24 protein-coding genes are annotated in these 22,328 nt (G+C 71.5%); 14 read left to right on the forward strand and 10 right to left on the reverse strand.

The window, feature by feature from the left end; all coding sequences use genetic code 11:
- Nucleotides 1–26 precede the first annotated feature (26 nt).
- The 3 genes from QUG98_RS09905 (at nt 27) to QUG98_RS09915 (ending at nt 3,245) form a co-directional block, all read left to right on the forward strand.
- On the forward strand, nt 27–1,580 hold the full coding sequence (locus QUG98_RS09905) for a PTS mannitol transporter subunit IIBC (RefSeq protein ID WP_289470368.1): 1,554 nt from the start codon (nt 27–29) through the stop codon (nt 1,578–1,580).
- A gap of 76 nt (nt 1,581–1,656) precedes the next feature.
- Nucleotides 1,657–2,094 carry a PTS mannitol transporter subunit IIA gene (locus tag QUG98_RS09910; RefSeq protein ID WP_022907882.1) on the forward strand — a complete coding sequence of 146 codons (438 nt, stop codon included), beginning with the start codon at nt 1,657–1,659 and terminating at the stop codon, nt 2,092–2,094.
- On the forward strand, nt 2,091–3,245 hold the full coding sequence (locus tag QUG98_RS09915) for a mannitol-1-phosphate 5-dehydrogenase (RefSeq protein ID WP_289470369.1): 1,155 nt from the start codon (nt 2,091–2,093) through the stop codon (nt 3,243–3,245). Before QUG98_RS09910 ends, QUG98_RS09915 begins: the two co-directional genes overlap by 4 nt.
- A gap of 137 nt (nt 3,246–3,382) precedes the next feature.
- On the opposite strand, the gene QUG98_RS09920 is transcribed toward QUG98_RS09915, so the two are convergent.
- The 8 genes from QUG98_RS09920 to QUG98_RS09955 are packed head-to-tail and all read right to left on the reverse strand — an operon-like array spanning nt 3,383 to nt 13,036.
- Complete coding sequence (locus QUG98_RS09920) at nt 3,383–3,991, reverse strand: hypothetical protein (protein ID WP_289470370.1); 609 nt, start codon at nt 3,989–3,991, stop codon at nt 3,383–3,385.
- Complete coding sequence (locus tag QUG98_RS09925; protein WP_289470371.1) at nt 3,988–4,335, reverse strand: hypothetical protein; 348 nt, start codon at nt 4,333–4,335, stop codon at nt 3,988–3,990. The genes QUG98_RS09920 and QUG98_RS09925 overlap by 4 nt, the downstream gene beginning before the upstream one ends.
- Complete coding sequence (gene eccCa / locus QUG98_RS09930) at nt 4,325–8,371, reverse strand: type VII secretion protein EccCa (RefSeq protein WP_289470372.1); 4,047 nt, start codon at nt 8,369–8,371, stop codon at nt 4,325–4,327. Before eccCa ends, QUG98_RS09925 begins: the two co-directional genes overlap by 11 nt.
- Complete coding sequence (locus tag QUG98_RS09935) at nt 8,368–9,210, reverse strand: hypothetical protein (protein ID WP_289470373.1); 843 nt, start codon at nt 9,208–9,210, stop codon at nt 8,368–8,370. Before QUG98_RS09935 ends, eccCa begins: the two co-directional genes overlap by 4 nt.
- 2 nt (nt 9,211–9,212) lie before the next feature.
- Nucleotides 9,213–10,586 (reverse strand): EsaB/YukD family protein, encoded by a 1,374-nt coding sequence (locus QUG98_RS09940; protein ID WP_289470374.1) that lies wholly within the window; start codon nt 10,584–10,586, stop codon nt 9,213–9,215.
- A complete protein-coding gene (locus QUG98_RS09945; RefSeq protein WP_289470375.1) occupies nt 10,583–10,840 on the reverse strand; it encodes a hypothetical protein in 258 nt (85 codons plus the stop codon). The genes QUG98_RS09940 and QUG98_RS09945 overlap by 4 nt, the downstream gene beginning before the upstream one ends.
- Nucleotides 10,824–11,942 carry a DUF6177 family protein gene (locus tag QUG98_RS09950; protein ID WP_289470376.1) on the reverse strand — a complete coding sequence of 373 codons (1,119 nt, stop codon included), beginning with the start codon at nt 11,940–11,942 and terminating at the stop codon, nt 10,824–10,826. Before QUG98_RS09950 ends, QUG98_RS09945 begins: the two co-directional genes overlap by 17 nt.
- Nucleotides 11,939–13,036, reverse strand: coding sequence for an FHA domain-containing protein (locus QUG98_RS09955; RefSeq protein WP_289470377.1), 1,098 nt, complete (start codon nt 13,034–13,036; stop codon nt 11,939–11,941). The genes QUG98_RS09950 and QUG98_RS09955 overlap by 4 nt, the downstream gene beginning before the upstream one ends.
- Nucleotides 13,037–13,165: 129 nt before the next feature.
- Between QUG98_RS09955 and QUG98_RS09960 the strand changes: the two genes are divergently transcribed.
- From QUG98_RS09960 to QUG98_RS09990, 7 genes are read left to right on the forward strand one after another with little or no spacing between them, the layout of a single operon-like run.
- Nucleotides 13,166–13,501, forward strand: coding sequence for a WXG100 family type VII secretion target (locus QUG98_RS09960; protein WP_079236509.1), 336 nt, complete (start codon nt 13,166–13,168; stop codon nt 13,499–13,501).
- Between the two features lie 29 nt (nt 13,502–13,530).
- The gene (locus QUG98_RS09965; RefSeq protein ID WP_111227082.1) at nt 13,531–13,848 is read left to right on the forward strand and encodes a pore-forming ESAT-6 family protein; all 318 of its coding nucleotides are present in this window, start codon (nt 13,531–13,533) and stop codon (nt 13,846–13,848) included.
- Between the two features lies 1 nt (nt 13,849).
- Nucleotides 13,850–14,233 (forward strand): DUF6507 family protein, encoded by a 384-nt coding sequence (locus tag QUG98_RS09970; protein WP_289470378.1) that lies wholly within the window; start codon nt 13,850–13,852, stop codon nt 14,231–14,233.
- Nucleotides 14,230–16,572 (forward strand): TNT domain-containing protein, encoded by a 2,343-nt coding sequence (locus QUG98_RS09975; RefSeq protein ID WP_289470380.1) that lies wholly within the window; start codon nt 14,230–14,232, stop codon nt 16,570–16,572. Before QUG98_RS09970 ends, QUG98_RS09975 begins: the two co-directional genes overlap by 4 nt.
- A complete protein-coding gene (locus QUG98_RS09980; RefSeq protein ID WP_289470381.1) occupies nt 16,569–17,036 on the forward strand; it encodes a hypothetical protein in 468 nt (155 codons plus the stop codon). Before QUG98_RS09975 ends, QUG98_RS09980 begins: the two co-directional genes overlap by 4 nt.
- 37 nt (nt 17,037–17,073) lie before the next feature.
- On the forward strand, nt 17,074–17,349 hold the full coding sequence (locus QUG98_RS09985) for a hypothetical protein (RefSeq protein WP_289470382.1): 276 nt from the start codon (nt 17,074–17,076) through the stop codon (nt 17,347–17,349).
- A gap of 27 nt (nt 17,350–17,376) precedes the next feature.
- Complete coding sequence (locus tag QUG98_RS09990; RefSeq protein WP_289470383.1) at nt 17,377–17,616, forward strand: hypothetical protein; 240 nt, start codon at nt 17,377–17,379, stop codon at nt 17,614–17,616.
- Between the two features lie 33 nt (nt 17,617–17,649).
- Here QUG98_RS09990 and QUG98_RS09995 read toward each other — a convergent pair whose 3' ends face one another.
- Nucleotides 17,650–18,303: a TNT domain-containing protein gene (locus tag QUG98_RS09995; protein WP_289470500.1), complete on the reverse strand. Its 654-nt coding sequence runs from the start codon at nt 18,301–18,303 to the stop codon at nt 17,650–17,652.
- A gap of 307 nt (nt 18,304–18,610) precedes the next feature.
- The gene (locus tag QUG98_RS10000) at nt 18,611–18,898 is read right to left on the reverse strand and encodes a hypothetical protein (protein WP_289470384.1); all 288 of its coding nucleotides are present in this window, start codon (nt 18,896–18,898) and stop codon (nt 18,611–18,613) included.
- 413 nt (nt 18,899–19,311) lie between these two features.
- On the opposite strand from QUG98_RS10000, the gene QUG98_RS10005 reads away from it, so the two are divergent.
- From QUG98_RS10005 to QUG98_RS10020, 4 genes are all read left to right on the forward strand, one after another.
- Nucleotides 19,312–19,800: a glycohydrolase toxin TNT-related protein gene (locus QUG98_RS10005; protein WP_289470385.1), complete on the forward strand. Its 489-nt coding sequence runs from the start codon at nt 19,312–19,314 to the stop codon at nt 19,798–19,800.
- Between the two features lie 30 nt (nt 19,801–19,830).
- Nucleotides 19,831–20,085, forward strand: coding sequence for a hypothetical protein (locus QUG98_RS10010; protein WP_289470386.1), 255 nt, complete (start codon nt 19,831–19,833; stop codon nt 20,083–20,085).
- A gap of 127 nt (nt 20,086–20,212) precedes the next feature.
- Entirely contained in the window at nt 20,213–20,659 is a 447-nt protein-coding gene (locus QUG98_RS10015; protein WP_289470387.1) for a hypothetical protein, read from the forward strand.
- 767 nt (nt 20,660–21,426) lie between these two features.
- Nucleotides 21,427–22,152 (forward strand): hypothetical protein, encoded by a 726-nt coding sequence (locus QUG98_RS10020; RefSeq protein WP_289470389.1) that lies wholly within the window; start codon nt 21,427–21,429, stop codon nt 22,150–22,152.
- Nucleotides 22,153–22,328 lie beyond the last annotated feature (176 nt).

A 22,328-nucleotide genomic window follows, 5' to 3' on the forward strand; every position in this document is an offset into this window, starting at 1 on the left:
AGCACCCCTCACAGAAAGCCAGGCACATGACAACGTCGTCCGTTGCAGCGCCCGACGCCCCCGCGAAGTCGCGGGGCGGCGCACGCGTCGCCGTCCAGAAGTTCGGCACGTTCCTCTCCGGCATGGTCATGCCGAACATCGCGATCTTCATCGCGTGGGGCCTCATCACCGCGTTCTTCATCGAGACCGGTTGGACGCCCGTCGGCGTCCTCGGCGGCTTCGGTGAGACGAACGGCGTGGCGAACATCGGTCTCGTCAGCCCGATCCTGACCTACCTCATCCCGCTCGCGATCGCCTTCCAGGGCGGCCGGATGATCTACGAGACCCGCGGCGCCGTCGTCGGCTCGATCATGGCGATGGGCGTGATCATCGGCGCCAACGGCACCATCATGATCCTCGGCGCGATGATCTGCGGCCCGCTCGGCGCGTGGCTCATCAAGCAGATCGACAAGATCTGGGACGGCAAGATCAAGCCCGGCTTCGAGATGCTCGTGAACAACTACGCGGCCGGCATCCTCGGCTTCGTGCTCGCGCTCATCGGCTTCTTCTGGCTCGCGCCGCTGTTCAAGCTCATCGCCGAGGGGCTCGGCGCCGCGGTGAAGTTCCTCGTCGACAGCTCACTCCTGCCGCTCGCCAGCGTCATCATCGAGCCCGCCAAGGTCTTCTTCCTCAACAACGCGATCAACCACGGCGTGCTCGACCAGCTCGGCGCGCAGCAGGTCCAGGAGTCCGGCAAGAGCATCCTGTTCCTGCTCGAGGCGAACCCCGGCCCCGGTCTCGGCATCCTGCTCGCCTTCACCTTCTTCGGTGTCGGCATCGCCCGCTCGACCGCTCCCGGCGCGATCCTGATCCAGTTCTTCGGTGGCATCCACGAGATCTACTTCCCGTACGTGCTGCAGAAGCCGGTCCTGTTCCTCGCCGTCATCCTCGGCGGTGCGACCGGTGTCGCGACGAACGTGGCGTTCCAGTCCGGCCTCGTCGCCCCGGCCTCGCCCGGTTCCATCATCGCCGTCCTCACCGCCACGGCGAAGGACAGCTACGTCGGCGTCATCCTGTCGGTCGTCCTCTCCGCAGCGGTCTCGTTCGCGGTGGCGTCCTTCTTCCTGCTCGCCAGCCGCAAGCGCGACCTGGCGAACGGCGGTGGTGACATGAGCGCCGCGATGGCGAAGCTCCAGGCCAACAAGGGCCGTGACGTGAACGCCGCGACCTCGGGCCTGCTCGGCAACAACGCGCCGCGCTCGGAGGAGGAGACCGAGGCCGCCTTCGGTGGCGTCGGCTCCGGCACCGCGACGGCGACCCGCGTCGAGAGCGTCGTGTTCGCCTGCGACGCCGGCATGGGCTCGAGTGCCATGGGTGCCAGCGTCCTGCGCAACAAGGTCAAGAAGGCGGGCATCGAGGGGGTCACGGTCGTCAACAAGGCGATCGCGAACCTCGACGGCACCGAGGACCTGATCATCACGCAGGAGGAGCTGACGGACCGCGCCAAGCAGAAGAACCCGAACGCACAGCACGTGTCGGTCGGCAACTTCATGAACGCGCCGCAGTACGACCAGGTCGTCGACCAGCTCAAGAACCAGTAACGAAGTGCAGTATCGGAGGGGACGGGTGCGAGCCCGTCCCCTCCACCACGTCCGTCGAGAACAAGGAGAACCCCCGATGCCCGTCCTGCAGGAGAGCCAGATCCGCATCCACACCGAGGACACCGCCCCGACCAAGTCGGAGGCGATGAAGGAGGCGGCCGAGATCCTCGAGGCTGCGGGCGCGGTCACGGCGGACTACTACCCGGCGATGCTCGAGCGCGAGAAGAGCGTCTCGACCTACATGGGGAACTTCCTCGCCATCCCGCACGGCACCAACGACGCCAAGGACGCCATCAAGTCGTCGGCGCTGTCGTTCATCCGCTACGCCACCCCCATCGACTGGGACGGCAACCCCGTGCGCTTCGTCGTCGGCATCGCCGGCGTCAACAACGAGCACCTCGACATCCTCTCGAAGATCGCGATCGTGTTCTCGGACGAGGACGAGGTCCAGAAGCTGACCGACGCCCCGGACACCGCGGCCATCCTGTCGATCCTCGGCGAGGTCAACGAGTGACCGGCACCGCCGTCCACTTCGGCGCCGGCAACATCGGCCGCGGCTTCGTCGGGCTCCTGCTGCACCAGGCCGGGTACGAGGTCGTCTTCGCCGACGTCGCCGCGCCGCTCATCGACGCCCTCGCCGCCGCCGACTCGTACACCGTGCACGAGGTCGGGCAGGGTGCGCAGGACCACGAGGTCACCGACTTCCGCGCCGTGAACAGCGCGCAGGACGAGGCCGGCGTCATCGACGAGGTCGCCGCCGCCGACATCGTCACCTGCGCGGTCGGCCCGACGGTCCTCAAGTTCATCGCCCCGGTCATCGCGAAGGCGCTCCAGCAGCGTGACGCCGACGCCGCCCCGCTCGCCGTGATGGCCTGCGAGAACGCGATCAACGCGACCGACCGCCTGCGGGAGTCCATCGTCGAGGCGCTTCCCGCCGAGTCGAGGGACGATGCCCTGGCCAAGGCGGTCTTCGCGAACACGGCCGTCGACCGGATCGTCCCGGCCCAGCCCGAGGGTGCCGGTCTCGACGTCACCGTCGAGACGTACTTCGAGTGGGCCATCGACCGCACCCCGTTCGGTGGGAACGAGCCGGAGATCCCCGGCGCGCACTACGTCGACGGGCTCGCCGCATCCATCGAGCGGAAGCTCTTCACGGTGAACACCGGGCACGCCACCGTGGCGTACCACGGGTTCCTCGCCGGCGCGGACAAGATCTCGGACGCCGTCGCGATCCCCGCCGTGCGCTCCGAGCTCGAGTCGGTGCTCGCCGAGACGAGCGATCTGCTGGTCCGTCGTCACGAGCTCGACCCCGAGGTGCACCGCTCCTACGTGCAGGCGATCATCGCGCGGTTCGAGAACCCGCACCTGCCCGACACGGTCACCCGCGTCGGGCGGCAGCCGCTCCGCAAGCTGTCGCGCGACGAGCGGTTCGTCTCGCCCGCCGCCGCCCTCGCCGAGGACGGCACGGAGCCGACCGCGCTGCTCGACGCGATGGGTGCAGCGCTGCGGTTCGACGTCGCCGACGACGAGCAGAGCGTGGAGCTGCAGCAGCTCCTGCGCTCGGACCGCTCGGACGCCGACGTGGCGACCGAGATCACCGGGCTCGACGCCGAGCACCCGCTGCACGCGGCGTTCGCCGAGCGGGTGCGGTCCGCGCGCGGCTGACGCGACCACACGACGCGACCACACGACGGACGGGAGGCGCGGTGCCAGCTGGCACCGCGCCTCCCGTCCGTCCGGGGGAGCGGTCTCCGGTCGGGGCGCGGCTCCCCGTCAGCGCTCGGGGACGGGGCGACCGGTCGCTACCAGCGGAGGGCGGCCAGGAGCTCCGACACCGTCCCGACGGTGGGTCGGGCGAGTCCGGTGGTGTCGATGCGTCCCGGTCGGGCGAGCGCGCGGTCCGCGCGCAGCACGAGCACCCCGGCGACCCCCGTCTCGCGCAGCGCTCCCAGGTCGATCGTCGCGGGCTTCGGGGCCCGGTCGACGAGCACCACCACCGAGCGGCCGAGCAGCGTCGGGTCCGGTTCGCCCGCGATCGCCGCGAGCGACCCCTGGACGTCCGTGACACCGTCCGGGGTGGCGCGCCCCACGACGACGAGGGAGTTCTCCGGCGTCGCCGCGAGCGCGGCGGCCGGGGCCACGTGGGGTCCGGCGTCGTGCACCGTCACACGCGAGGTGGCCGGTCGGAGCGTCGGCAAGCGGGCGGCGAGCTCGCCGCCCGAGTGGTCCGTCGCCTGCACCACGACGCCGAGCCGACCACCGACCGCATCGGCGAGCAGCGCCGCGACCGTGGTCGTCCCGGTCCCACCGGCGACCCCGGCCACGAGGACGGTCCGGGCACGCTGCGCCGCCGACCGACGCGGGCCCGGCATCGGGGGGAGGGGTGCGGAGGCCGGGGGGAGGGAGCTCACGAGCCGTCCTCGACGCGGATCGCGGCTCCGCCGGCCGAGGCCCAGGCCCGTGCGATCGCGACACCGACGTCACCCTGCTCGCCCCATGGCGCCCAGGCGTCGGTCCACCACACGGGCGCCGACAGGGACGACCACGGCGCGAGTCGTGCGACCTCGGCGGGGTTCTCGACGAGTTCGGGGACCTGGACGCTGAGGACCGCCAGGCCACGGTGGTCCACGATCTCCGTCACCGCGCCGCCGTCGAGCGTCCGCACCCGCAGGTCGGGGGCGACGTCGGCTCCGGCCCCGACGAAGACGGCGAGCTCCGGGGCGGTCCGCGAGAGGATCACCAGTTCACGGGGCATCGACGGCTCCCTTCGGATCGAGGACGGTCGTCTGGCCGGCGGGGTCCGCCTGCGCCGGAGCGGGGACCTGCGCGGCCGGGAAGTGTGCGACCTGCACGATGCGTGGCGGGCTGCCGCGGCGCACCAGTCGGCCGCGTCCGGGCGGGAACTGCTCGGCGTACACCTTCGGGAACACCTGCCCCTCGGATCGCTCACCGCTCAGCACCAGACCGGTCGCACCGGAGTCGCGGACGGACTGGATCACGGTGTCGTACATCGCCCGCCCTGCACCGGCGACGGGGCGGGTGAGGACCACGTGGAGGCCGAGGTCGCGGGCCGACGGCAGGTACGGCACGAGCGGAGCGAGCGGGTCCGTCCCCGCCGACGCGACGATGTCGTAGTCGTCCACGAGCACGACGATGCGCGGGCGGGGACCGGTCGAGGCGCCGGACGCGCGCTGCTCGAGCTCGGCCGCGATCGCCGCCGCCAGGCCGCGGGCGTCGCGGCCGTTCGTGGCGTGCCCGCCGAGGAACTCGTCCGGAGTGCCCGCCGCCGCACCGCCGCGGACGTCCATGAAGGCGAGGACGAGCTCGTCGGGCGTCGAGCGCTCCACGAACCCGGCGGCCAGTCCGCGCAGCAGGGCGGTCTTCCCGCTCGCCGTGTCACCGAAGACGAGCAGGTGCTGGTCGACGGCGGGGTCGAACACCACGAAGTCCATCGTGTCCTGGCGCAGTGCGAACGGCACGGAGGCGGGCATCGCGAGTGCGTCCGGCAGTTCGGCCGGGTCGAAGGACTCGGGCAGCAGTCGGATCGGTGCCGCGGCGGGACCGCCCCAGCTGTCCGCCACCCGCTGTGCGAGCGCGGCCAGCTCGTCGCCGACGGCACCGTCGTCCACGTCGTCGAGGACGGGCAGCGCGACCTGGCCGAACAGTTCGTCCCCCGTCAGGACCCGGCCGGGCTCCCCGGACTTGAGGGTCGCCGCGGCCGCACGGGCGATGGTCGAGTCGGCCGGGTCGTTCAGACGCAGCTCGAAGCGCTGGCCGATGAGCGGCTGGTTCGCGAGGCGGAGTTCGTTCCACCGGGTCAGCGCCACCACGACGTGGATGCCGAAGCTGCCGCCGCGCTGGAGCAGGTCGCCGAAGGCGTCCTCGAGCTCCTCGAACTCGGTGCGCATGACGCCGAGACCGTCCACGAGCAGCACGACGTCCGCCGAGCCGAGCTCCGGCACCCGTCCTGCGGCGTGGCGCGTGCGCAGCATCGCGAGCGAGTCGATGCCGTGGTCGCGGAACACCCGCTCGCGCAGCCGGATCATCGCCTGGAGCTCCTCGACGAGGCGCAGCAGGCGGTTCCGGTCGGCGCGGGTCGCGACGCCGCCGACGTGCGGGAAGCCCTCGATCCGGCCGAGCCCGCCGCCGGCGAGGTCCATGCCGTAGACGCTGACCTGCCGCGGGGTCGTCGTGAGCGCGATCGATGCGGCGACGGTGCGCAGGAACGTCGTGCGGCCGGACCCGGGGGCGCCGATGACGGCCACGTGCCCGCCGCCCTGGGTGAGGTCGAGCGACCACGGGCGCTGACGCTGGCGGGCCGGGTCGTCGAGCAGCCCGATCGGCACGGTGATGCCCGCGGGGTCCCGCGTCCGGTCGGGGTCGAGCACCGCGCCGAGCGCCAGACGGGTCGGGAGCGGCGGGAGCCAGACCGGCGTCGTCGCCCGGTCGCCGCGGCCGAGCCGTTCGACGGCCTCGTCGACGACGCTCCGTCCGACGTCCGGCGACGCGAGCTCGGCCTCGCCCGGGTCGTCGTCCTCGGTCGCGACGGTGTTGTACACCGGGAGCTCGAACGGCTCCGGCGCCGTGTCCGTGCTCGCAGCGGCTGCGACGGCCGCCGGGGTGGCGTCCTCCACCGGGCCCGACACGTAGCCGGAACGGAACCGGGTGTACACGCTCGTGTCGACCTTGAGGTACCCGTAGCCCGGGACCGCCGGCAGGTGGAACGCGTCGCCGGTGTCGAGGACGACCTGGCTCTCCGCCTCCGAGAAGGTGCGGAGCCCGAGCCGGTACGACAGGTAGGTGTCGAGGCCGCGGAGCTTGCCGGCCTCGATCCGCTGGCTGGAGAGCAGCAGGTGCACGCCGATCGACCGTCCGATGCGGCCGATCATGAGCAGCAGGTCGACGAACTCGGGTTCGGCCGTCAGGAGCTCGCCGAACTCGTCGATGACCAGCACGAGGTGGGGCATCGGCGGCAGCTCCGGCCGGTGCGTCCGCAGCTCGCGGTAGTGCGTGATCGACGGCGCGGCCCCGGCGTCGCGGAGCATCTCCTGCCGGCGCCGGACCTCGCCGGCGATGGAGGCCCGGGCACGTCGGGTCAGCTGCGGGTCGTCCGCGAGGTTGTCGATGAGCCCGGCGACGTGCGGCAGCCGTGCGAACGGCGCGAACGCCGCGCCGCCCTTGTAGTCGACGAGGATCATCGCGAGGTCCTCGGGTGGGTGCGAGACCGCGAGTCCGAGCACGAGCGTACGGAGCATCTCGCTCTTGCCGGACCCGGTCGCACCGATGCAGATGCCGTGCGGCCCCATGCCGAGCTGCGCGGACTCCTTGAGGTCGAGCAACAGGGGAGCGCCGAAGTCGTCGACCCCGATCGGCACGCGGAGGAAGTCGCGGGGCGCCCGCGGTCGCCACGTCCGGTCGGGGTCGATCGTCGTGACGTCGTCGACCCCGAGGAGGTCGGTGACGCCGATCGCGGTGGACGACTCGGTGCGCTCCTCGGCGTCCGCGGACAGCCGGAGCGGTGCGAGCGCCCTGGCGACGGCCGTGACGAGCGACGGTGGGACCGGGTCGCACACCGCCGTCTGCACGGGTGCGGGCTCGCCCTCCTCGACGTCGCGGGCGTCGACGATCTCGAGCGCGGTCCTCGGGGGCGCTCCGGGGTCGTCGGTCGTCCCGGTCCGTGCCGTGACCCGGACCCGGACGTCGGACGGTTCGTGCAGACGGTCTGCCACCAGGTGGACGACCGTGATGCGGAGGTCCTCCGGGCGGGTCTCGCCCTCGGGCAGCGCGAGCGGGATCGCGACACCGCCGTGCTCGTCGGCGAGGACGACCAGTCGGGCGAGGTCGCTCCGCTTCCCGGAGTCGCCCGAGCGTCGCCAGGTCGCCGCGGTCCGGGCGCGCTCGCCGAGCTCGGCGGCGAGGGCGCGGGCCAGCGAGGGGACGTCCTCGGCGACGCGGCGTGCCCGGAGCGGGCCGTCGAAGGTCCGGTCCATCCGCACGTGCGGGAGCAGGTCGAACCACTCCCAGTCGGCGGCACGGTCGGCGGGGAACGCCGCCGCGAGCTGCAGGTCCTCGGGAGCGTGGAGGGCGGCGAGCTGGGCGACCAGGGCCCGGGCGACCGCGAGCACGGCGTCGCGGTCACCGACGACCGAGACGTCGCCGGCGTCGTCGAGCCGGATCGCGATCGGCATGGCGTGGACCGTGCCGTAGTGCTCCGCGACCTGCTCGAGCTCGGCGAGCATCAGCGGGTCGAGTGGCTGGACCGGGTTCTGGTCCGGCGGCACGACGAGGTCGAGCCAGCGCACGTCGCCCGAGCCGACGCGCACCCGGAGGAAGTCCCCGTGCGACCGGCGGCGCTCCCAGAGCCGCGCGGGGTCGCCGACCAGCCGGGGGAGCGTGTCCGGGGACGGGTCGACGTGCTCGGCCCGCTCGCGGACCGCGGTCGTCCGGGCACGCAGGTCGCCGCGGAGCTCCTCGAGGTGGTCGAGGTACCGCTCCCGCTGGGTCCGGCGGTTGCGGACGGCGTTGCCCCGCTGGGTGAAGGCCATGCCGAGCCCGCCGACCAGGGCGACCACGAACACCAGGGCCGCGACGACCATGAGCACCGGGTTGTTCCCGCGCAGCACGACCATCATCACGACCGACGACACCGCGCCGATCACCGGCAGGAGCGACTGCAGCGGGATCCCGCCGCTCGGGCCCTCGGGGAGCTGCGGCGGCGGTGCGAGCTGTTCGGCCTCGGGCCGGACGAGCGGGGTGGAGACCCGCGCGGGACGGTGCACGATGCGGTTCACCGGGAGGCCTCCGTCGATCGTCGGCCGACGGCGGCGTCGACCAGTGCGGCGGTCAGGTGGACGAGGGCGGTGCGGGACGCGGTCGGGCGGACCCCGGGCACGGTCGTCGTCGGGTCGTGCGGCACCGGGAGGACGACGTGGTCCGGCCAGTCCGCGGCGGCCCGGGCGGCGCGCAGCCCGGCGCCGACGGTGTCGACCGGGACGACGACGACACGGGTGTCGGGCGCGTGGCGACGGAGGGCGTCGGCGTGGGCGATGCCCTCCTCCACCCCGGGCCGGTCGGCCCCGGTGACGAGGGCGACGACGTGTGCGTCCGCGGCGACGGCGCCGAGGTCGACGAAGGGGCTGCGGGAGCCCCAGTCGCCGACGACGACGTCGAAGAAGCGGGCGATCGGGTCGACCGCTGCGGTCCACTCGTCGGGCGCGGCCTGACGAGAGGGCAACCGGGGGTCCCCGATCCTGAGCACGTGCAGGCCCGACGCGGCCTCGGCCAGCCCGTCCGTGGCGTCCCACGAGGTCCGGGCGGCCTCGCGGCGGTCGGACCGTGCCGTCGGACCGCCGTGGTCGGCCCCCGCCAGCGTTGCGAACGACCGGGGACCGGCGGCACCGTCGACCCCGAGGACCCGGCCGCTCCGCCGTCTGGCGAGGACCGTGGCGACCGCGGCGGCCGTGGTCGAGCAGCCGGTCCCGCCCCGGAGCGCCGCGAAGGCGATCCGCCGGCTCGTCGGGACGCCCTGCCGGATCGCCCGGTGCGCGTCGTCGAGCTCGCGGGCACCGCTCACCACGCTGCCGAAGAACGCGCGTCCGATCGCGGGGACCACGTCGTCGAGGATCCGCATCGTCAGAACGTCTCCAGGAGCGCGGCGAAGAGGCCGAAGGTGCCGAGCAGCAGCGGGAGCATCACGACCACCGAGACGGTCTCGAGCACGTTGCCGAGCGACCGGAGCCGAGCACGCCCGTGCGCTGCCGGACGCACCCCGGCCAGCAGCGCCGCGAGGATGCCCACGCCCGCCGTCGCACCGAGTACCGGGAGCGGTGCCGTGGCGGCGTGTCCGACCAGACCGAGCACCGCGGCGACCACCACGGCCGACCAGAGCAGGACGCCCTGCACCGCCAGTGGGAAGGCGCGGGTGCGGAGTGCCGCGACCACGACCGTCGCGGCACCGAGCCCGATCGCCCAGGGATCGTCGTCGGCGACGAGGGCGGCTCCGGCGAGGGCGATCGGGGCCGCGACCGCCGCGGTCGTCCAGTCGAGTGCCCGGTACGCGTCGTCGAGGGCGGTCAGCACACGTCCGCGCGCGACGGGCGCACCACCGCTGACCTGGTCGTCCAGGCCGGTGAGGCCCGCGGTCGACATCGCGACGGACGGCAGGAGACCGCACACCGCGATCGAGGCCACCGCCACCACGCCCCACCCGGCGGCGGTCGGCGCGGGGGTGGCCCACGTCACCATGCCGAGCAGGGGCAGCACGACGCCGACGACGGCGGCCACGCCGACCGTCCGGGTCCGCCCGCCGACACCGAGCCCGAGGCCGAGTGCGATCCACGCCCAGACGAGCACCACCCCTGCGGTCATGGCGGGTGCGGGGCCGTCGGCGGCGACGTGGGGTCCGAGCGCGAGCCCGATCGGCAGGGCGAGTCCCGCCGCCGCCGCCGTGAGCGCGATCCCGGTCCACCGGGCACCGGCGCGACCGGCGACGAGCGCGGCGACGGCGAGCACGACCCCGCTGCCGACCAGCACGGCCGGCAGCAGCGCGGGAGGCACCGCCCCGTCGTCGCCCGCGAGGGCGGCGCGGACCGGGGCGACGGCGGACGCGGCCACCACGAGGGACCCCGTGACGGAAGCGCTCGCGCCGACCGCCGCGGCGGCGACGGCCTGGCGCGCGCCCGTGCCCCAGCCGTCGTGCCGCCTGCCGAGGGTGTCGGCGACGGCATCGGTCACGTCGGAGACCTCGGGCGGCGGCGGGGCGTCGGCGCGCCGGACGAGGTGCAGGACCTCGCCGTCGCCGATCTCCTGCGTCGCGGCGTCGTCCGCGAGCGAGACCTCTTCTCCGGTGACCCGCACGAGGGCGACCGGGTGCGCGGAGTCGGCGATCGGTTCGTCGAGGATGTCGACGAACCGGGGGAGGAGTCCGGCGAACGGCTCGTCGGACGCCACGACGACGTCGGCGCGGCGACCGGCACCGACGACCGTCACGCGGGTGAAGTCGGTCACTTGGTCTCCCGTTGTAGCTGCTGTTGCTGTTGCTGTTGCTGCGCGGCCTGCTGGGCGAGCGCGTTCGTGACGAAGGAGTACCCGAGGCAGCCCACCCCGACGACCGCCGCGAGCACGACGCTGCCGACGAGGCGCTTGACGTTGTCGTTCACGAGCCGCCGGTCGGCCAGGCGCCCGAGGACGAACGCCTGTCGGAGCCGTCGGCGGTGCGTCGAGACGCTCTCGAGCAGGATCGAGTCACTGTTCCGTGGCACGCCGCACCTGTTCCCTCGTCGACTCGTCCATCCCCACCGCGTCCGCCACCCGGTCCTGCCCGACGTGCTCGACCAGGTCGCGGAGCTCCTCGACCGGACTGCGGTCGCGGTGACGACCGAACGGCAGCACGAGCGCCGGGATCCGTGGCTTCCCCGCGACGACGGCGCCGAAGCGGTCGCGCATGACCGCGGGGTCGAGCCCGAGCTGCCGGACGGCGGGCGCGCCGAGGAGCACGGCCACCGGGACGGGTGGGAACGGCATGCGCGGCGCCTGCGCGAGGTCGGCGCGGCCCGGGCGACGCAGGACCAGCGCGAAGAGCGGGAGCTGGGTGGCGGCGAGCCGTCCGAGCACCTGCGGCACGGCCTCGACCCGGGCGGCGGCGGCCGCGTCACCAGGCGCCCCCACCGAGAGCAGACCCGTGGTGAGTTCCTCGACCCCCTGGTCGGTGCGCTGCGCGGTGACGGTGAACGCGACCGGAGCCGCCGCCGATCCCACGACGACGAACCGGGTCGGGTCCGGCATGCGGTCCCGCGCGGCCTCGGTCAGCGTGCGACGGTCCCACGGGCGTCCGGCGGGCTCGTGCGTGCCCCAGCCCGTGGGCGCCGCGCCGGCGAGCTCGGTCGCGAGCAGCTCGGACGTCGTGCCGAGCACGGTCTCCGCGGCGGCACGGTGTCGCACCGACACCGAGACCACGAGCTGGTCGGCGGTCGGCGCGACCGGGCGGAGGAAGCTGACCGCGACCTCGTCGACCGACCGCGGTGGCCCGGTCCGCACGGCGTCCGGGAACGCGTCGAGTCGACGGCCGTCGAGCCCGTTCCGCAGGCCGTCGTCACCGCGGACGACCCACGCGCCGCCCGCGTCCAGCAGCGCCTGCCGGAGGGCCTCGGTCACGACGGAGAGGCCGTCGGTGACGAGGATCGGCCGCGCTCCGACGTCCGCGGCGCGTCCGAGCAGGTCGGCCTGCGCCCGCCCGAGCCGCACGACGGCGGCCCGGCTCTCGATGCGCACGCTGCCGTCACCGACGGAGTCGAGGAGCGGGTGCCGCGCCGGCGGGCGGTCGTCCGTCGGGCCCGTTCGCCGGGTCGCACCGAACGGGCTCACGACGCCGCTCCGGTGCGGACGACCGAGAAGGCGTGGTCGCCGATGCGGACGATCGAGCCGCCGTCCACCACGACGTCCACGCCGGCGACGAGGACCTCGAAGGACCCGTCGGGACGCACCACGGTGGTGCCGTTCGTCGAACCGAGGTCGCGGAGCACGACCGCGCCGTCGGCCTGCACGAGCGCGACGTGGGTCTTCGACAGCGTCCGGGACAGGTCGGGTACCGCGACGGTGGCGACGCCGGGTTCCGCCTCGGGGTTGCGTCCGACGACGCAGGTCCCGTGGAACCAGTGGACGGCGCCCTGTTCGGAGCGGAGCACGACGGCGTCCGCCGGGATCGACTCGTCGAGGGCCGGAGCGGCCGGTGCAGCCGGTGCGGGCACCGCGTCGAAGCCGGCGAGGGCCGTGGACGCGCCCACCGACCGTCGCGTGGCGTCGAGGCCGACCGGCACCGGGCCTCCAGGCTGCTCGCGCGCCGGTGCGGAGCCCGGACGCACGCCCGCGGACGCGGCCGGACCGAACGCCGTCCCGAGGGGCGGCAGTGCCGGCGAGAGCGGCTCGCGGCCCAGCCGGAGCGCCGCGGTCAGCGTGCCCGTCGCGGCGGCCCAGGGGCCGGACCGGCGCTCGCGACGCGCGCCGCGACCGATGCGGGCCAGCTGCCGGAGCGGCCCGGCGGGCAGCGCGTCGTCCACGTCGACGACGCGGGTGGACAGGAGGACGCCGCCGGGACCCCGACCCGTCCTGGAGGCGCGGATCACCACGATCGCGGCCGTCGCGACGACGCCGAGCAGCGCTCCGACGACCGAGGTGCCGACCGCGTCGGACGTCGGGACCGCGGTGTGGGCGAGGAAGAGGAGCGCGGCGCCCGCGGCGCCGCCGAGCAGGCAGACGACGACGTCGACCAGTCGTGCGGCAGCGACGGCACCCGGACCGGCGACGACGACGTCACGGAGGGCGTCGTACTCCGACGCGGTCACCGTCCGACCGAGCAGGGTGCCGCAGTCCGTGCAGAACCGCTGACCCTGCGTGGAGGGCGCGCCGCAGCGGCCACAGGTCATCACGGGGACCACCGTCTCGACCACGATCGACGACATGCCTCACCTCCCATCGGCACCACCGATCATGTCAGACGGGGGACGTGACGGGTCGCGTCCGGTGGTCTAGGCTGCACTCGTTCGCTGTCACCCGTACAGGGGTGGGGGGAAGGACAGAGAGGAATCGCGATGAAGTTCGCAATGGGGGCACAGGTCCTCACCAACCTGACCAAGCAGACGTCCGGCGCTTCCGGTGACCTGGGGACCCTGGTCCGCAAGCTGGCCGACTCGGCCGAGCCGCTCCAGGGACGGTTCAACGGTGCCGGTCGTGCCGCGTTCGACCGCTTCAAGTCCGAGACGGACACCATCGCCAACGAGCTGAACGGGGCGCTCGCCAGCGTGCTCCAGGGCATCTCGGGCATGGACCGCTCGTTCCAGGAGGGCGACCAGGACATGGCGCAGTCCACGAGCTCGCTCGAGGGCAGCTCGAACTTCGACGCGGCCCGCTTCAGCGGTCGCGCCTGACGGAACTCCGGGGAGAGGGAGGACACACCATGAGTGGTGGCAACCAGGCAGATCGTCGCGACTACGACGTCGCGGCGTCGCAGAACGCGCAGGACAACTTCAACGCCGTCGCGGCGCAGCTCGAGGCACTCATCGCCCAGCGCGACTCCGACGTCAAGGCGGCGATGGCCGACTACCAGGCCGACGGCGTCTCGGACGAGTACCACGCGAAGGAACAGCGGTGGAACACCGTCGCGGGCGAGGTCAAGCAGATCATCGCCACGCTGCGCTCCTCGCTGCAGTCGAACGACGAGTCGGCGCAGGCGGCGATCAGCAAGGCGAAGTCGGCCGTCGGCAACATCGGCTGACGTGGCCGACGGCTGGCGGGTCGACCCCGCGGGGGTCGAGGCCGTGCTGCAGGACGTCGCGTCGAAGACCACGACGATGAACGACGCGCTGGGCGGATCCGAGGACGGGTCCGTCCAGGGGGTCGCCACCGTCGTGCAGGATGCGGCGACCGCGGCGCAGTCACAGGTGATCGGTGCAGCGCTCGCCGGGTTCTTCGAGCACCGGCAGGACATGCTGACGGGGATCCAGAACCGGATCCAGGCGTCGTTGTACGGCGCTGCGGGTGCGACACGCGCCATCGTCGAGGGGGATGACGAGATGGGGGCTTCGACGGCCCAGGCGAACGCGATCGTCGCGTCGGGGAACGGGGACTTCTCCGCGTTCGACGGGCTGTTCGACCGGTGAACGCCGTCGTCAAGGTCGGGGAGATCCCGTACACCGACGTCCAGCTCGAGGGCATCACCGCCGGCGCGACCTCGCTGCGGTCGGTCGCGTCCGCGGTCCGGGACGGCACCGCGGGCATCGTCACCGCGTGGAGCGCGATCTCCGGATCGTACGAGGGGCCCAGCGACCAGGAGCTCTTCGACGTCATGACGCCGATCGGGCCGCAGGGCACGAGCTTCGGCGACGACCTCGACACGGCTGCGAAGGCGCTCGACACGTTCGTCGAGGAGGCCACCCCGATCGTGGCGGCGCTCAAGGCCTACGTCACACGCGCCGAGCAGCTGCAGCGTGACGTCGCCGCCTTCCAGCCGCAGACCATCCAGACGATGGACGGCCCGGTCACGCAGACCGAGAGCTGGGACCAGGACGAGACGCTCAACGGCGAGAACAACGACATCATCAACGGCGTCGCGAACCGGGTCGTCGAGTACCAGGCCGCCGAGCGGAAGTGCGCGAACGTCATCCGCGCCCTCAGCGGCCTGCCGGCGCTGCACGCCATCACCGGGTCGGGCGACGACGCCCTCGGGTACGGCTACGACGAACTCCCGATGGGCACGCAACTGCCGTGGGGCACCGCGGAGTCGCGCAACGAGTCCTGTGCCGAGAAGACGACGTGGTTCCTGCCGCACCTGGTGAAGGGTGTCGTCTGGGACGGCGTCATCGTCGGGACCCTCGGCGGCATCGGTGAACTGATCGGCTTCCGTGACTGGAAGTGGAGCGGCGACAACTTCGTCGACACCTGGAAGAGTCTCGGCTCCTTGATCGGGTACGACGAGGAATCGAACGAGTGGTGGAACGGCGACGCCGCGAAGGCCGGTTGGGGCGGGCTGCTCAAGGGCACCCTGGCGTGGGACAAGTGGGCCGACGACCCCGGGACGGCGCTCGGTGAGAGCGGCTGGAACGTCGTGTCGATCGTCATCCCGTTCTTCGGCGTCGCGAGCAAGGTGGGTGCCGTCGGGCGGACCGGCGAGGTCGCCTCGGCGATCAGCAAGGCGGGCAAGGCCCTGGACCTCGTGGACGCCGGAGCCTGGGCGTCGAAGGGGTTGACCAAGGTCCTTCCGAGGCTCGGCGACCTCGAGGGTGTGCTGACGAAGGGCTTCGAGCACCTGCCCGACGGCTTCAGGACGAAGATCGCCGAGTTCAGGACGGATCTGAAGGAGTGGCGGCAGGGGACGCACGCTGACGCGGACAGCAAGGCGGACGGGCCTCCGCCGCGGCCCGAGGCGAATGCCGACGTGTCGGTCGATGCGAACGCGCACGCCCACGCGGACAGTGCGGAGGCGAACGCGCCGGCGCCCGAGCGCGAGCCGGCGTTTGTCGGTGGCGGGCACGGAGAGAGCGCCACGGTCCACGGCGGTGGTTTCGACTCAGGGCCGAGCGGTGGCAGTGGCGGCGGCCACGGCACCGATGCGCTGACGGACGGGTCCGGGGGATCGTCCGGCGGTGGCGGGCACGGGACGGATGCCGGTGGCGAGACCGGCGCTGGGACGCCCGATCGCGGACACCAGGTCGACCCGACCGAGTCGTTCGGGAAGGTGCCCTACGGCGACGGAGTCGCGAACCACGCAGGGCCGGGGGGCACGGCGCTCGCGGACGACCTGACGCGGCCCGGCGCTGACCTCCCCGACGGCGTGAAGGTCATCGATCACCGTGGCGACGCCGTCGATCCTGACTACGGCAAGCCGCGTTCCGACCACGGAGACTTCAACGAGCAATACGCTGCGCCGGGTGATCCGCTCTACGACCCGAAGCCAGATGCCCCCCGTCCAGTCAACCCGGCCACCGAGCAGCTCGTCACGAGTGCGGCTGGCCCCGATGGGTTCTACGGGCATCACCCGGACGGATCGCCGCTCACCCGGGCCGAGTACGTCGAGCGCTATATCAAGCCCGACAACTCGCCCCGCTACCCCGGCAACGACGGGGCCGTCGCAGGAACACGTCTCCACTTTGACGACCCGACGGTGTTCGCGCAGTACTACTCGACGACCATCGACCGCATGGGCTCGGACTGGGGGAACTACTTCGCGTTCCCCGGGACGTCCTTCGAACAACGGGGACTTCCTCCGACGAACCTCCGTGATCCGTACTCGGTGTTCCAACTCGACACGGTCGCCCTCAAGGAGCATGGCTATTCGATCGAGATCAGCCGGATCGATCCCGCCTTCGCGCAACCCGGCGGTGGCTTGCAGGTCCAGGTCTTCGGTCCGGACGGCAGTGCTGTGCGTGCCCGCCAGCTCCTGCAGGCCGATCCGGTGTCGGGGACGCCTGCGTTCATGACGAGAAAGACGTTCATCCGATGAGGACGACGCTGCACGGAAGAGCGGTCGGTGCGGCGCTCGGGAATCCACAACCCGACCCGACCACTCTTCCCGGGATCCTCCGAGGGGCGGATGTCTTGCTGCAGTTCGGGGGCCACGAGACGCAGTTCGGTATCCAGGCAGAGCCGCTCGCGGTGTTCGAACGGCAGCGGGGCTCGTCGCGCATCGTCGCGACTTTCTCGCACGAGGCAGATGCCGAGCGGTACCTCATGGTTCTCGCGCGGCCTGAGATCGTTCCCGAACCGTGGGACGCCGCTCACGTCCGGTACACCTGGCCGGACGGTGTCGACATCGACGAGGCGAAGCGCAACGTCACATGGGAGGCAGACGACGGAACGCACCGGATGAGCGTTGTCGATCTTGCCGAGCGAAAGAATCTCTGTTTGGCTGCCTGGGCACGGAACGTCCCGATCGAGGACCTGCTGGCACGAGCCGCTCGGGCGTGAACGAGAAGCTCGGTCCGCCTGCGCAGAGGGCGCTTCGGTGACCGACGGTCCGGGGACGTTCGAGAACCTGGAGTACCTCGAGGAACTCCTGCGGCGTGCCGGGAACGAGCTCGTCATCTGCGAGCCGCGGAGGGTGCAGTTCGGCGACTACGAGACACTGCAGCGGTTCACGGTGTCGGACACGTCGGTGATCGAGTGGGGTGGAGATCGAGGGTGGGGTGACGTGACCGGCACCCGGTTCGAGTTCGCGGCGGACGCTGCGTCCTGGATCGTCGAGGACGCCTGCACCGCCATACGGAGTGACAGAGGCTAGCCGCTCAGACACTTGCTCCCCGATCAGGTGCACGAACTGCCGGAGAGCTACACGCTGGAGCCCGACGGCAACGGCGTGCTCCTCACCTGGGCATCCTTGAGGGTGGAACACCGAGCTCGATTCGGCGGCGTGATCCCGTCGGCAGGTGCGGTGCGGTTCTCGATCGTGTCGCGCGTGCCCCTGGTCCAGATCGAATCGTGTGCGCTCCAGCTCGATGCACGCGCAGCGTTCGCCGCCGCGGCGTCAGCTGCTTCGCAGCTCCCGTGAGTGATGCGGGCACCGCCAGCAGCCAGCCGGAGTTCAGCCCGCGGCTGCGCGCACCGGCACGGTGATGCGTCGGAGCGAGCCCTCGACGAGGAGGTCCCGCACGGTCAGCGAGGTGTCCGCAATCGTGTACCGGATTGCACCGCCGGGCTGCCCGAACCACGGCTGCACGATCGACGCCTGGACGAGCACGGTCGCCTCGGTCACGAACTGGTGCACGCCGGACGGCTGTCGCAGCGCCGTGGGCGGCAGGGAGCGCGACTCGAACGACGAGTTGAGCTGGTTCAGCAGCCAACCGTCCACGGCGCCGACGCGATCGACGAGGATGCCGGGCGGGAGCTGAATGAGACTGACTCCACCGCGGGCCGCGATCTGACCGCGGAGCTCCGGGTAGTACGGAGCGAGCCTGGACTCGATCGCGTCCACTTCGGGCTGCGCCATGGCCATCGGGCCGGGAACGGGACGGTCCAGGAAGGTCAGGAGCGCCGAGGAGATGCTCGTTTCATCAGGCCCGGTCGCAACGATCCGAGCCTGTCCGTAGTCGATGCAGTGGACCTGGTACCCGCCGTCGATCTCGACCACACGGAGCTCGCCCTCGACGGGGGGCCCGGTGGGAGGATCTCCGGGGAGGACGACCAGTTCCGGCCCGAAGCCACGGTCGTCGAGATCGGAGCGCAGCTGCTGGAACATCACCCGACGAGCGTAGCAACGGGCAGATGAAGGTGCTCCGACCCGTTGCCGATCACCTTGGAACGGCGCAGGGAAATTGGCGAGCCAGCCGCCGACGAGATCTCTGCTCCGACATGAGCGCGGCGAAGAGCGCTCGACCGTCGGCTTGACCACTTCCTCGCTTCTCGTGTCGGTGACGGGACGCATGCGAGAGCGGGCGAGGACGTCGAGACCGAGTGAGCGACGCCGTCCGCGGAACCCTCGAGCAGCGGGCGGGGAAGGCAGGATCAACCGTCGAGTACCGAGAACTCCGGAAGAAGCTCTTCGGCTACTGAGCAGCAACACGATGAGAGCAGATGACCGGCGATACCCGGATCGAGCTGGCGTACTGGAGTGAGGCGTTCATCCGATGAAGACGACGCGACACGGCGGTTCGATCGGCGCGGCGCTCGGGAATCGCGAGCCCGACACGACGAGCCTTCCCGGCATCCTGCGGGCGACGGGTGTCCTGCTGCAGTTCGGTGACCTCGAGACGCAGTTCGGCATGCGAGCCGAGCCGCTCGCGGTGTTCGGGCGGCAGCGCAGTCGCTCGCGCATCGTGACGAACTTCACGCATGAGGCGGACAGAGCACCACGGTGCACGGGGGTGGCGCCGACGCGGGGTCGAGTGGTGGCTCCGGCGGCGGTCACGGCACCGACGCACCGACGCGTGGGGACGGATTGTCGTCTGGTGGCGGTGACAGCGGTTCGACGGGCGGATCCGGCGCTCCCGGGCGCGGCGATCCCGACCTCGGTACGGCGGTCGGTTCGTCTTCGGGTGGCGAGCACTCAGCCACCTCTCCTGGGTCCGACCTCGCCATGCCGGATGCGTACTCGCATGTCTCCGTCGATTCCGAGGGCGCTCCCGTCGGCAAGCTGATCGCAGAGAGCGGGCTGACCCCGTCGCAGCTCCACGACTACCAGAAGAACAGCTGAGGTGGGGCTCCGCGCGCGGCCGAGTTCGAACGGACAGGGGTCTGGCCGCACGAGGTGCAGATCCCGAAGGACGCATCGGTCCTGAAGGCGGACGGAACGATCAACTGGGACGAGGTTCCCCAGGGCGGGTACACGATCGAGGCGGGGAAGGCAGTCAAACAGCCCCTCGTTCCGCAGATCGGCGACGTCTTCGACCGGTACGGACCGCCGGATGGTCGGTACACGTCGCCCGTTCCCGGATCCGGGCCCTACACGTACGACCAACGGTCGCTGCCGTACCTCGAGGATCCTTCGCAGTACCATCGCTACCGTGTCATCGGAGACTTCGCGGACGTCGAGCGGTACTACAACGCCGCCTCCGACGCAGTTCGAGCTGATGTCGACAGGATCATGCGCCGCTTCAACTCGTCCTTCGAGGATCTGGGTCGCGCGTCGCAGGGCGACATCGCAGCAGGCTTCGGCGCGCGGGGTGGGGGCCGCCAGGTCGAGATGCCGATGACGGTCGAGTTGCTGAAGCGGCTCGGACTCGTTGAAGAAATCTGAGAACGGTGACGATCTCATCGAGAGGACATCATGGACCGAGCTTCAGCAAAGACGATCATCGCGAGCGAGGGTCTCGAGCGTGCAATCTGGTTCCAGCGGCCGAACGGCAAGCCCGACGCCGTAGCGATCTACGAGATCGACCAGGGGTTGCGGGTCGTCTCGACCGACGAACGGGCGGTGGAGGTCGGCGCGCGAGACTACGAAGACGAGTCCGAGGCGCTCGACATGTTCATCACGCTGCTGCGCGACCTGAAGGAGTTGATCGCCAGCGGAGTGGTGCGCTGATCAGGAGCGAGGAAGCCAGGAGTGCCGAGGAGATGCTCCATGCACCGGACGTTTGTGGACCAGTACGGGGCGCAACCGACCGGCTCGGCAGTTCCGTCACCGTCCTCGAGAGGTTCGGGATCCTGCTTTGACCGATGACGAGCCAGGCGATTTCGCCGACCTGCAGTACCTCGAGGACGTCCTGCTGCGTGCTGGGAACGATCTCGTCACGTGCGAACCGCGAAGGGTGCAGTTCGGCGATCATGAGACATTGCAGCGGTACTCGGTGTCAGACACGTCGGTCGAGGAGTGGCGTGCAGACCGGGGGCGTGTCGCCCTGACCGGCACCCTGTTCGGGTCGGGCAAGGACGCGGAAGCTTGGATCATCGCGGACGCGTGCGGGTACATCCGAGATGCTCGTGGTCTGCCGATCGCTCATTGGCTTCCCGACCAGGAGCACGAACTCCCCGAAGGGTTCACGGTGGAGCCGGACGGAGCCGGCGTCCTCCTCGCCTGGAGCGTAGCGTACGTGCGTGGGACCCAGACTCCGCCGGAGCCTTCGACCGTGCGGCTGCGCGGGCGGTGGAGGACATGAGCCGCTTCGCGCCGGTGGTCGGCCAGCGAACCTGGGTGTCGGAGCGGCTCGGAGCCGTGTCCCTGACGACTTCGGGAGTGGCCGAGTCGGCGCTGTACCGCGGAACACTGCTCGCAGCTGACGACGCGCTCGACTCGCCGACCGCAGTTACCGCGGTCCGCGAAACGCTCGAGGCAAGGGGCATCACCGCGTTGCCTCGCACGGGTCGATCCGCTTGAAGACCGCCGTGCGCAGATTGCCCGGGTCGTGCTGGCCGCGGAAGGAATCGTACGGCGGACCTCGGGGACGACGACGACGTCTCCAGAACGTCGTCGTGAAGTCGGCGGTGCAGACGCGATCCACCATCGGAGCACTGCCCGGATCCGGTCCTCGTCGTCGACCTGCACGACCGTCGAGTCGATGGCGTCGTACCAGTCCCGCATGAGCTCGAGGAGCAGCGCCCCGTCATGGCGGAACGTGAGTTCGAGAGACATGGCTCGATCGCGGCTCGTCACGCCAGCAGACCAGCGGCGTCCCGTTCAGTCCTCGCCGACGCACCGAATCACCCCCGAGTTCGGCGGCAGCGAGGTCCGCGAGCACGTTGACACCGAGGTCCGCGAGCACGTCGACACCGAGGTCCGCGAGCACGTCGACACCGAGGTGGCTGCCCCCGCACCGGCGAGGTCCTCGCCATCCGTGTGGAGGGACGCGACACCGTGCTCGTGCAAGGATTCACGGGGATGATCTGACGGTCATCGTCACGCCGATGAGAACGGAGTAGCCGGTCCATGCCCTTCCCGACTTGGTCACGGACGACGCAGGTGACGGCTCGAGCCGTGTGGGATGCGCGTGGAGAGAAGCCCGAAGCGCTGGCAGAGCGCATTGCTGTCCAGCTCGCTGCCTACGACGAACTGCTCGGAGCGGGTGCCCAGTGGGCGCTCGTCGAGGAAGACGACCGCGTCGTGTCCACCGACCCTTCGTCACTCACGCCCATCGTGTCCGCGCACGTCTTCCGGGACGCCGAGGGACTCGAGTTCCCACCGCGCGGCTACGTGCTCGGTCTCGCGCGAGAGGGGAGCGCAGGGTTCATCTCGATCCGCTTCCGGGTCGGGTCCGCGAAGATCGTCCGTCGCATGCCGGCGAACGGGGTCCAGGTCACCATCGCTGGGCCGCTGAGAGAAGCGAACCGCCTGTCGATCGACGCTGATCTGGCCGAGGGTGTCCTCCGCGGACTTGCTCGAGCTTGGAACCCTGACTCCGCAGCGGTGTACGACGATGCCGGAGCGATCGCTTCCGAAGGACGAGGCAAGTTCGCACCGGTGATCGGGCAGCGCACCTGGGTTTCGGATCGGATCGGGGCCGTCGAGACGTCGACGTCCGGGGTGCACGTCGAGCGGGCGGACGGAGGCAGCTACCTGACAGCGGACGACGCCTTGGACTCCGAGTCGGCTGTGCGTGAGGTGTGGGCGACTCTCCAGGCCAGCGAGGTCACCGAGATCGTCCGCGCTGCGTGATCGGACACGCTCGTTCGGCACCCTTGCCGGTGCGGTTCGGAGTGATCTCCGACCGTGTGACGAGCGCGCGATGGCTCTGATCACCGGCCTCGGGCCCGACTCGAGGCTCATGGGCAAGCCTGGGGCCGGTGTCTTGCCGAAGGTGCAGAGAACGGCGATCGCTCTTGACTGATCAC

The organism is Curtobacterium subtropicum, from assembly GCF_030362975.1.
GTDB classification, from domain to species: Bacteria; Actinomycetota; Actinomycetes; order Actinomycetales; family Microbacteriaceae; genus Curtobacterium; species Curtobacterium subtropicum.

Coding starts and splice junctions, on each gene's coding strand:
- QUG98_RS09905 (WP_289470368.1), top strand. CDS start 27: ATGACAACGTCGTCCGTTGCAGCGCCCGACGCCCCCGCGAAGTCGCGG.
- QUG98_RS09910 (WP_022907882.1), top strand. CDS start 1,657: ATGCCCGTCCTGCAGGAGAGCCAGATCCGCATCCACACCGAGGACACC.
- QUG98_RS09925 (WP_289470371.1), bottom strand. CDS start 4,335: ATGCCCCGTGAACTGGTGATCCTCTCGCGGACCGCCCCGGAGCTCGCC.
- QUG98_RS09935 (WP_289470373.1), bottom strand. CDS start 9,210: ATGCGGATCCTCGACGACGTGGTCCCCGCGATCGGACGCGCGTTCTTC.
- QUG98_RS09955 (WP_289470377.1), bottom strand. CDS start 13,036: ATGTCGTCGATCGTGGTCGAGACGGTGGTCCCCGTGATGACCTGTGGC.
- QUG98_RS09960 (WP_079236509.1), top strand. CDS start 13,166: ATGAAGTTCGCAATGGGGGCACAGGTCCTCACCAACCTGACCAAGCAG.
- QUG98_RS09965 (WP_111227082.1), top strand. CDS start 13,531: ATGAGTGGTGGCAACCAGGCAGATCGTCGCGACTACGACGTCGCGGCG.
- QUG98_RS09980 (WP_289470381.1), top strand. CDS start 16,569: ATGAGGACGACGCTGCACGGAAGAGCGGTCGGTGCGGCGCTCGGGAAT.
- QUG98_RS09995 (WP_289470500.1), bottom strand. CDS start 18,303: ATGTTCCAGCAGCTGCGCTCCGATCTCGACGACCGTGGCTTCGGGCCG.
- QUG98_RS10000 (WP_289470384.1), bottom strand. CDS start 18,898: ATGCGTGAAGTTCGTCACGATGCGCGAGCGACTGCGCTGCCGCCCGAA.
- QUG98_RS10010 (WP_289470386.1), top strand. CDS start 19,831: ATGGACCGAGCTTCAGCAAAGACGATCATCGCGAGCGAGGGTCTCGAG.
- QUG98_RS10020 (WP_289470389.1), top strand. CDS start 21,427: ATGCCCTTCCCGACTTGGTCACGGACGACGCAGGTGACGGCTCGAGCC.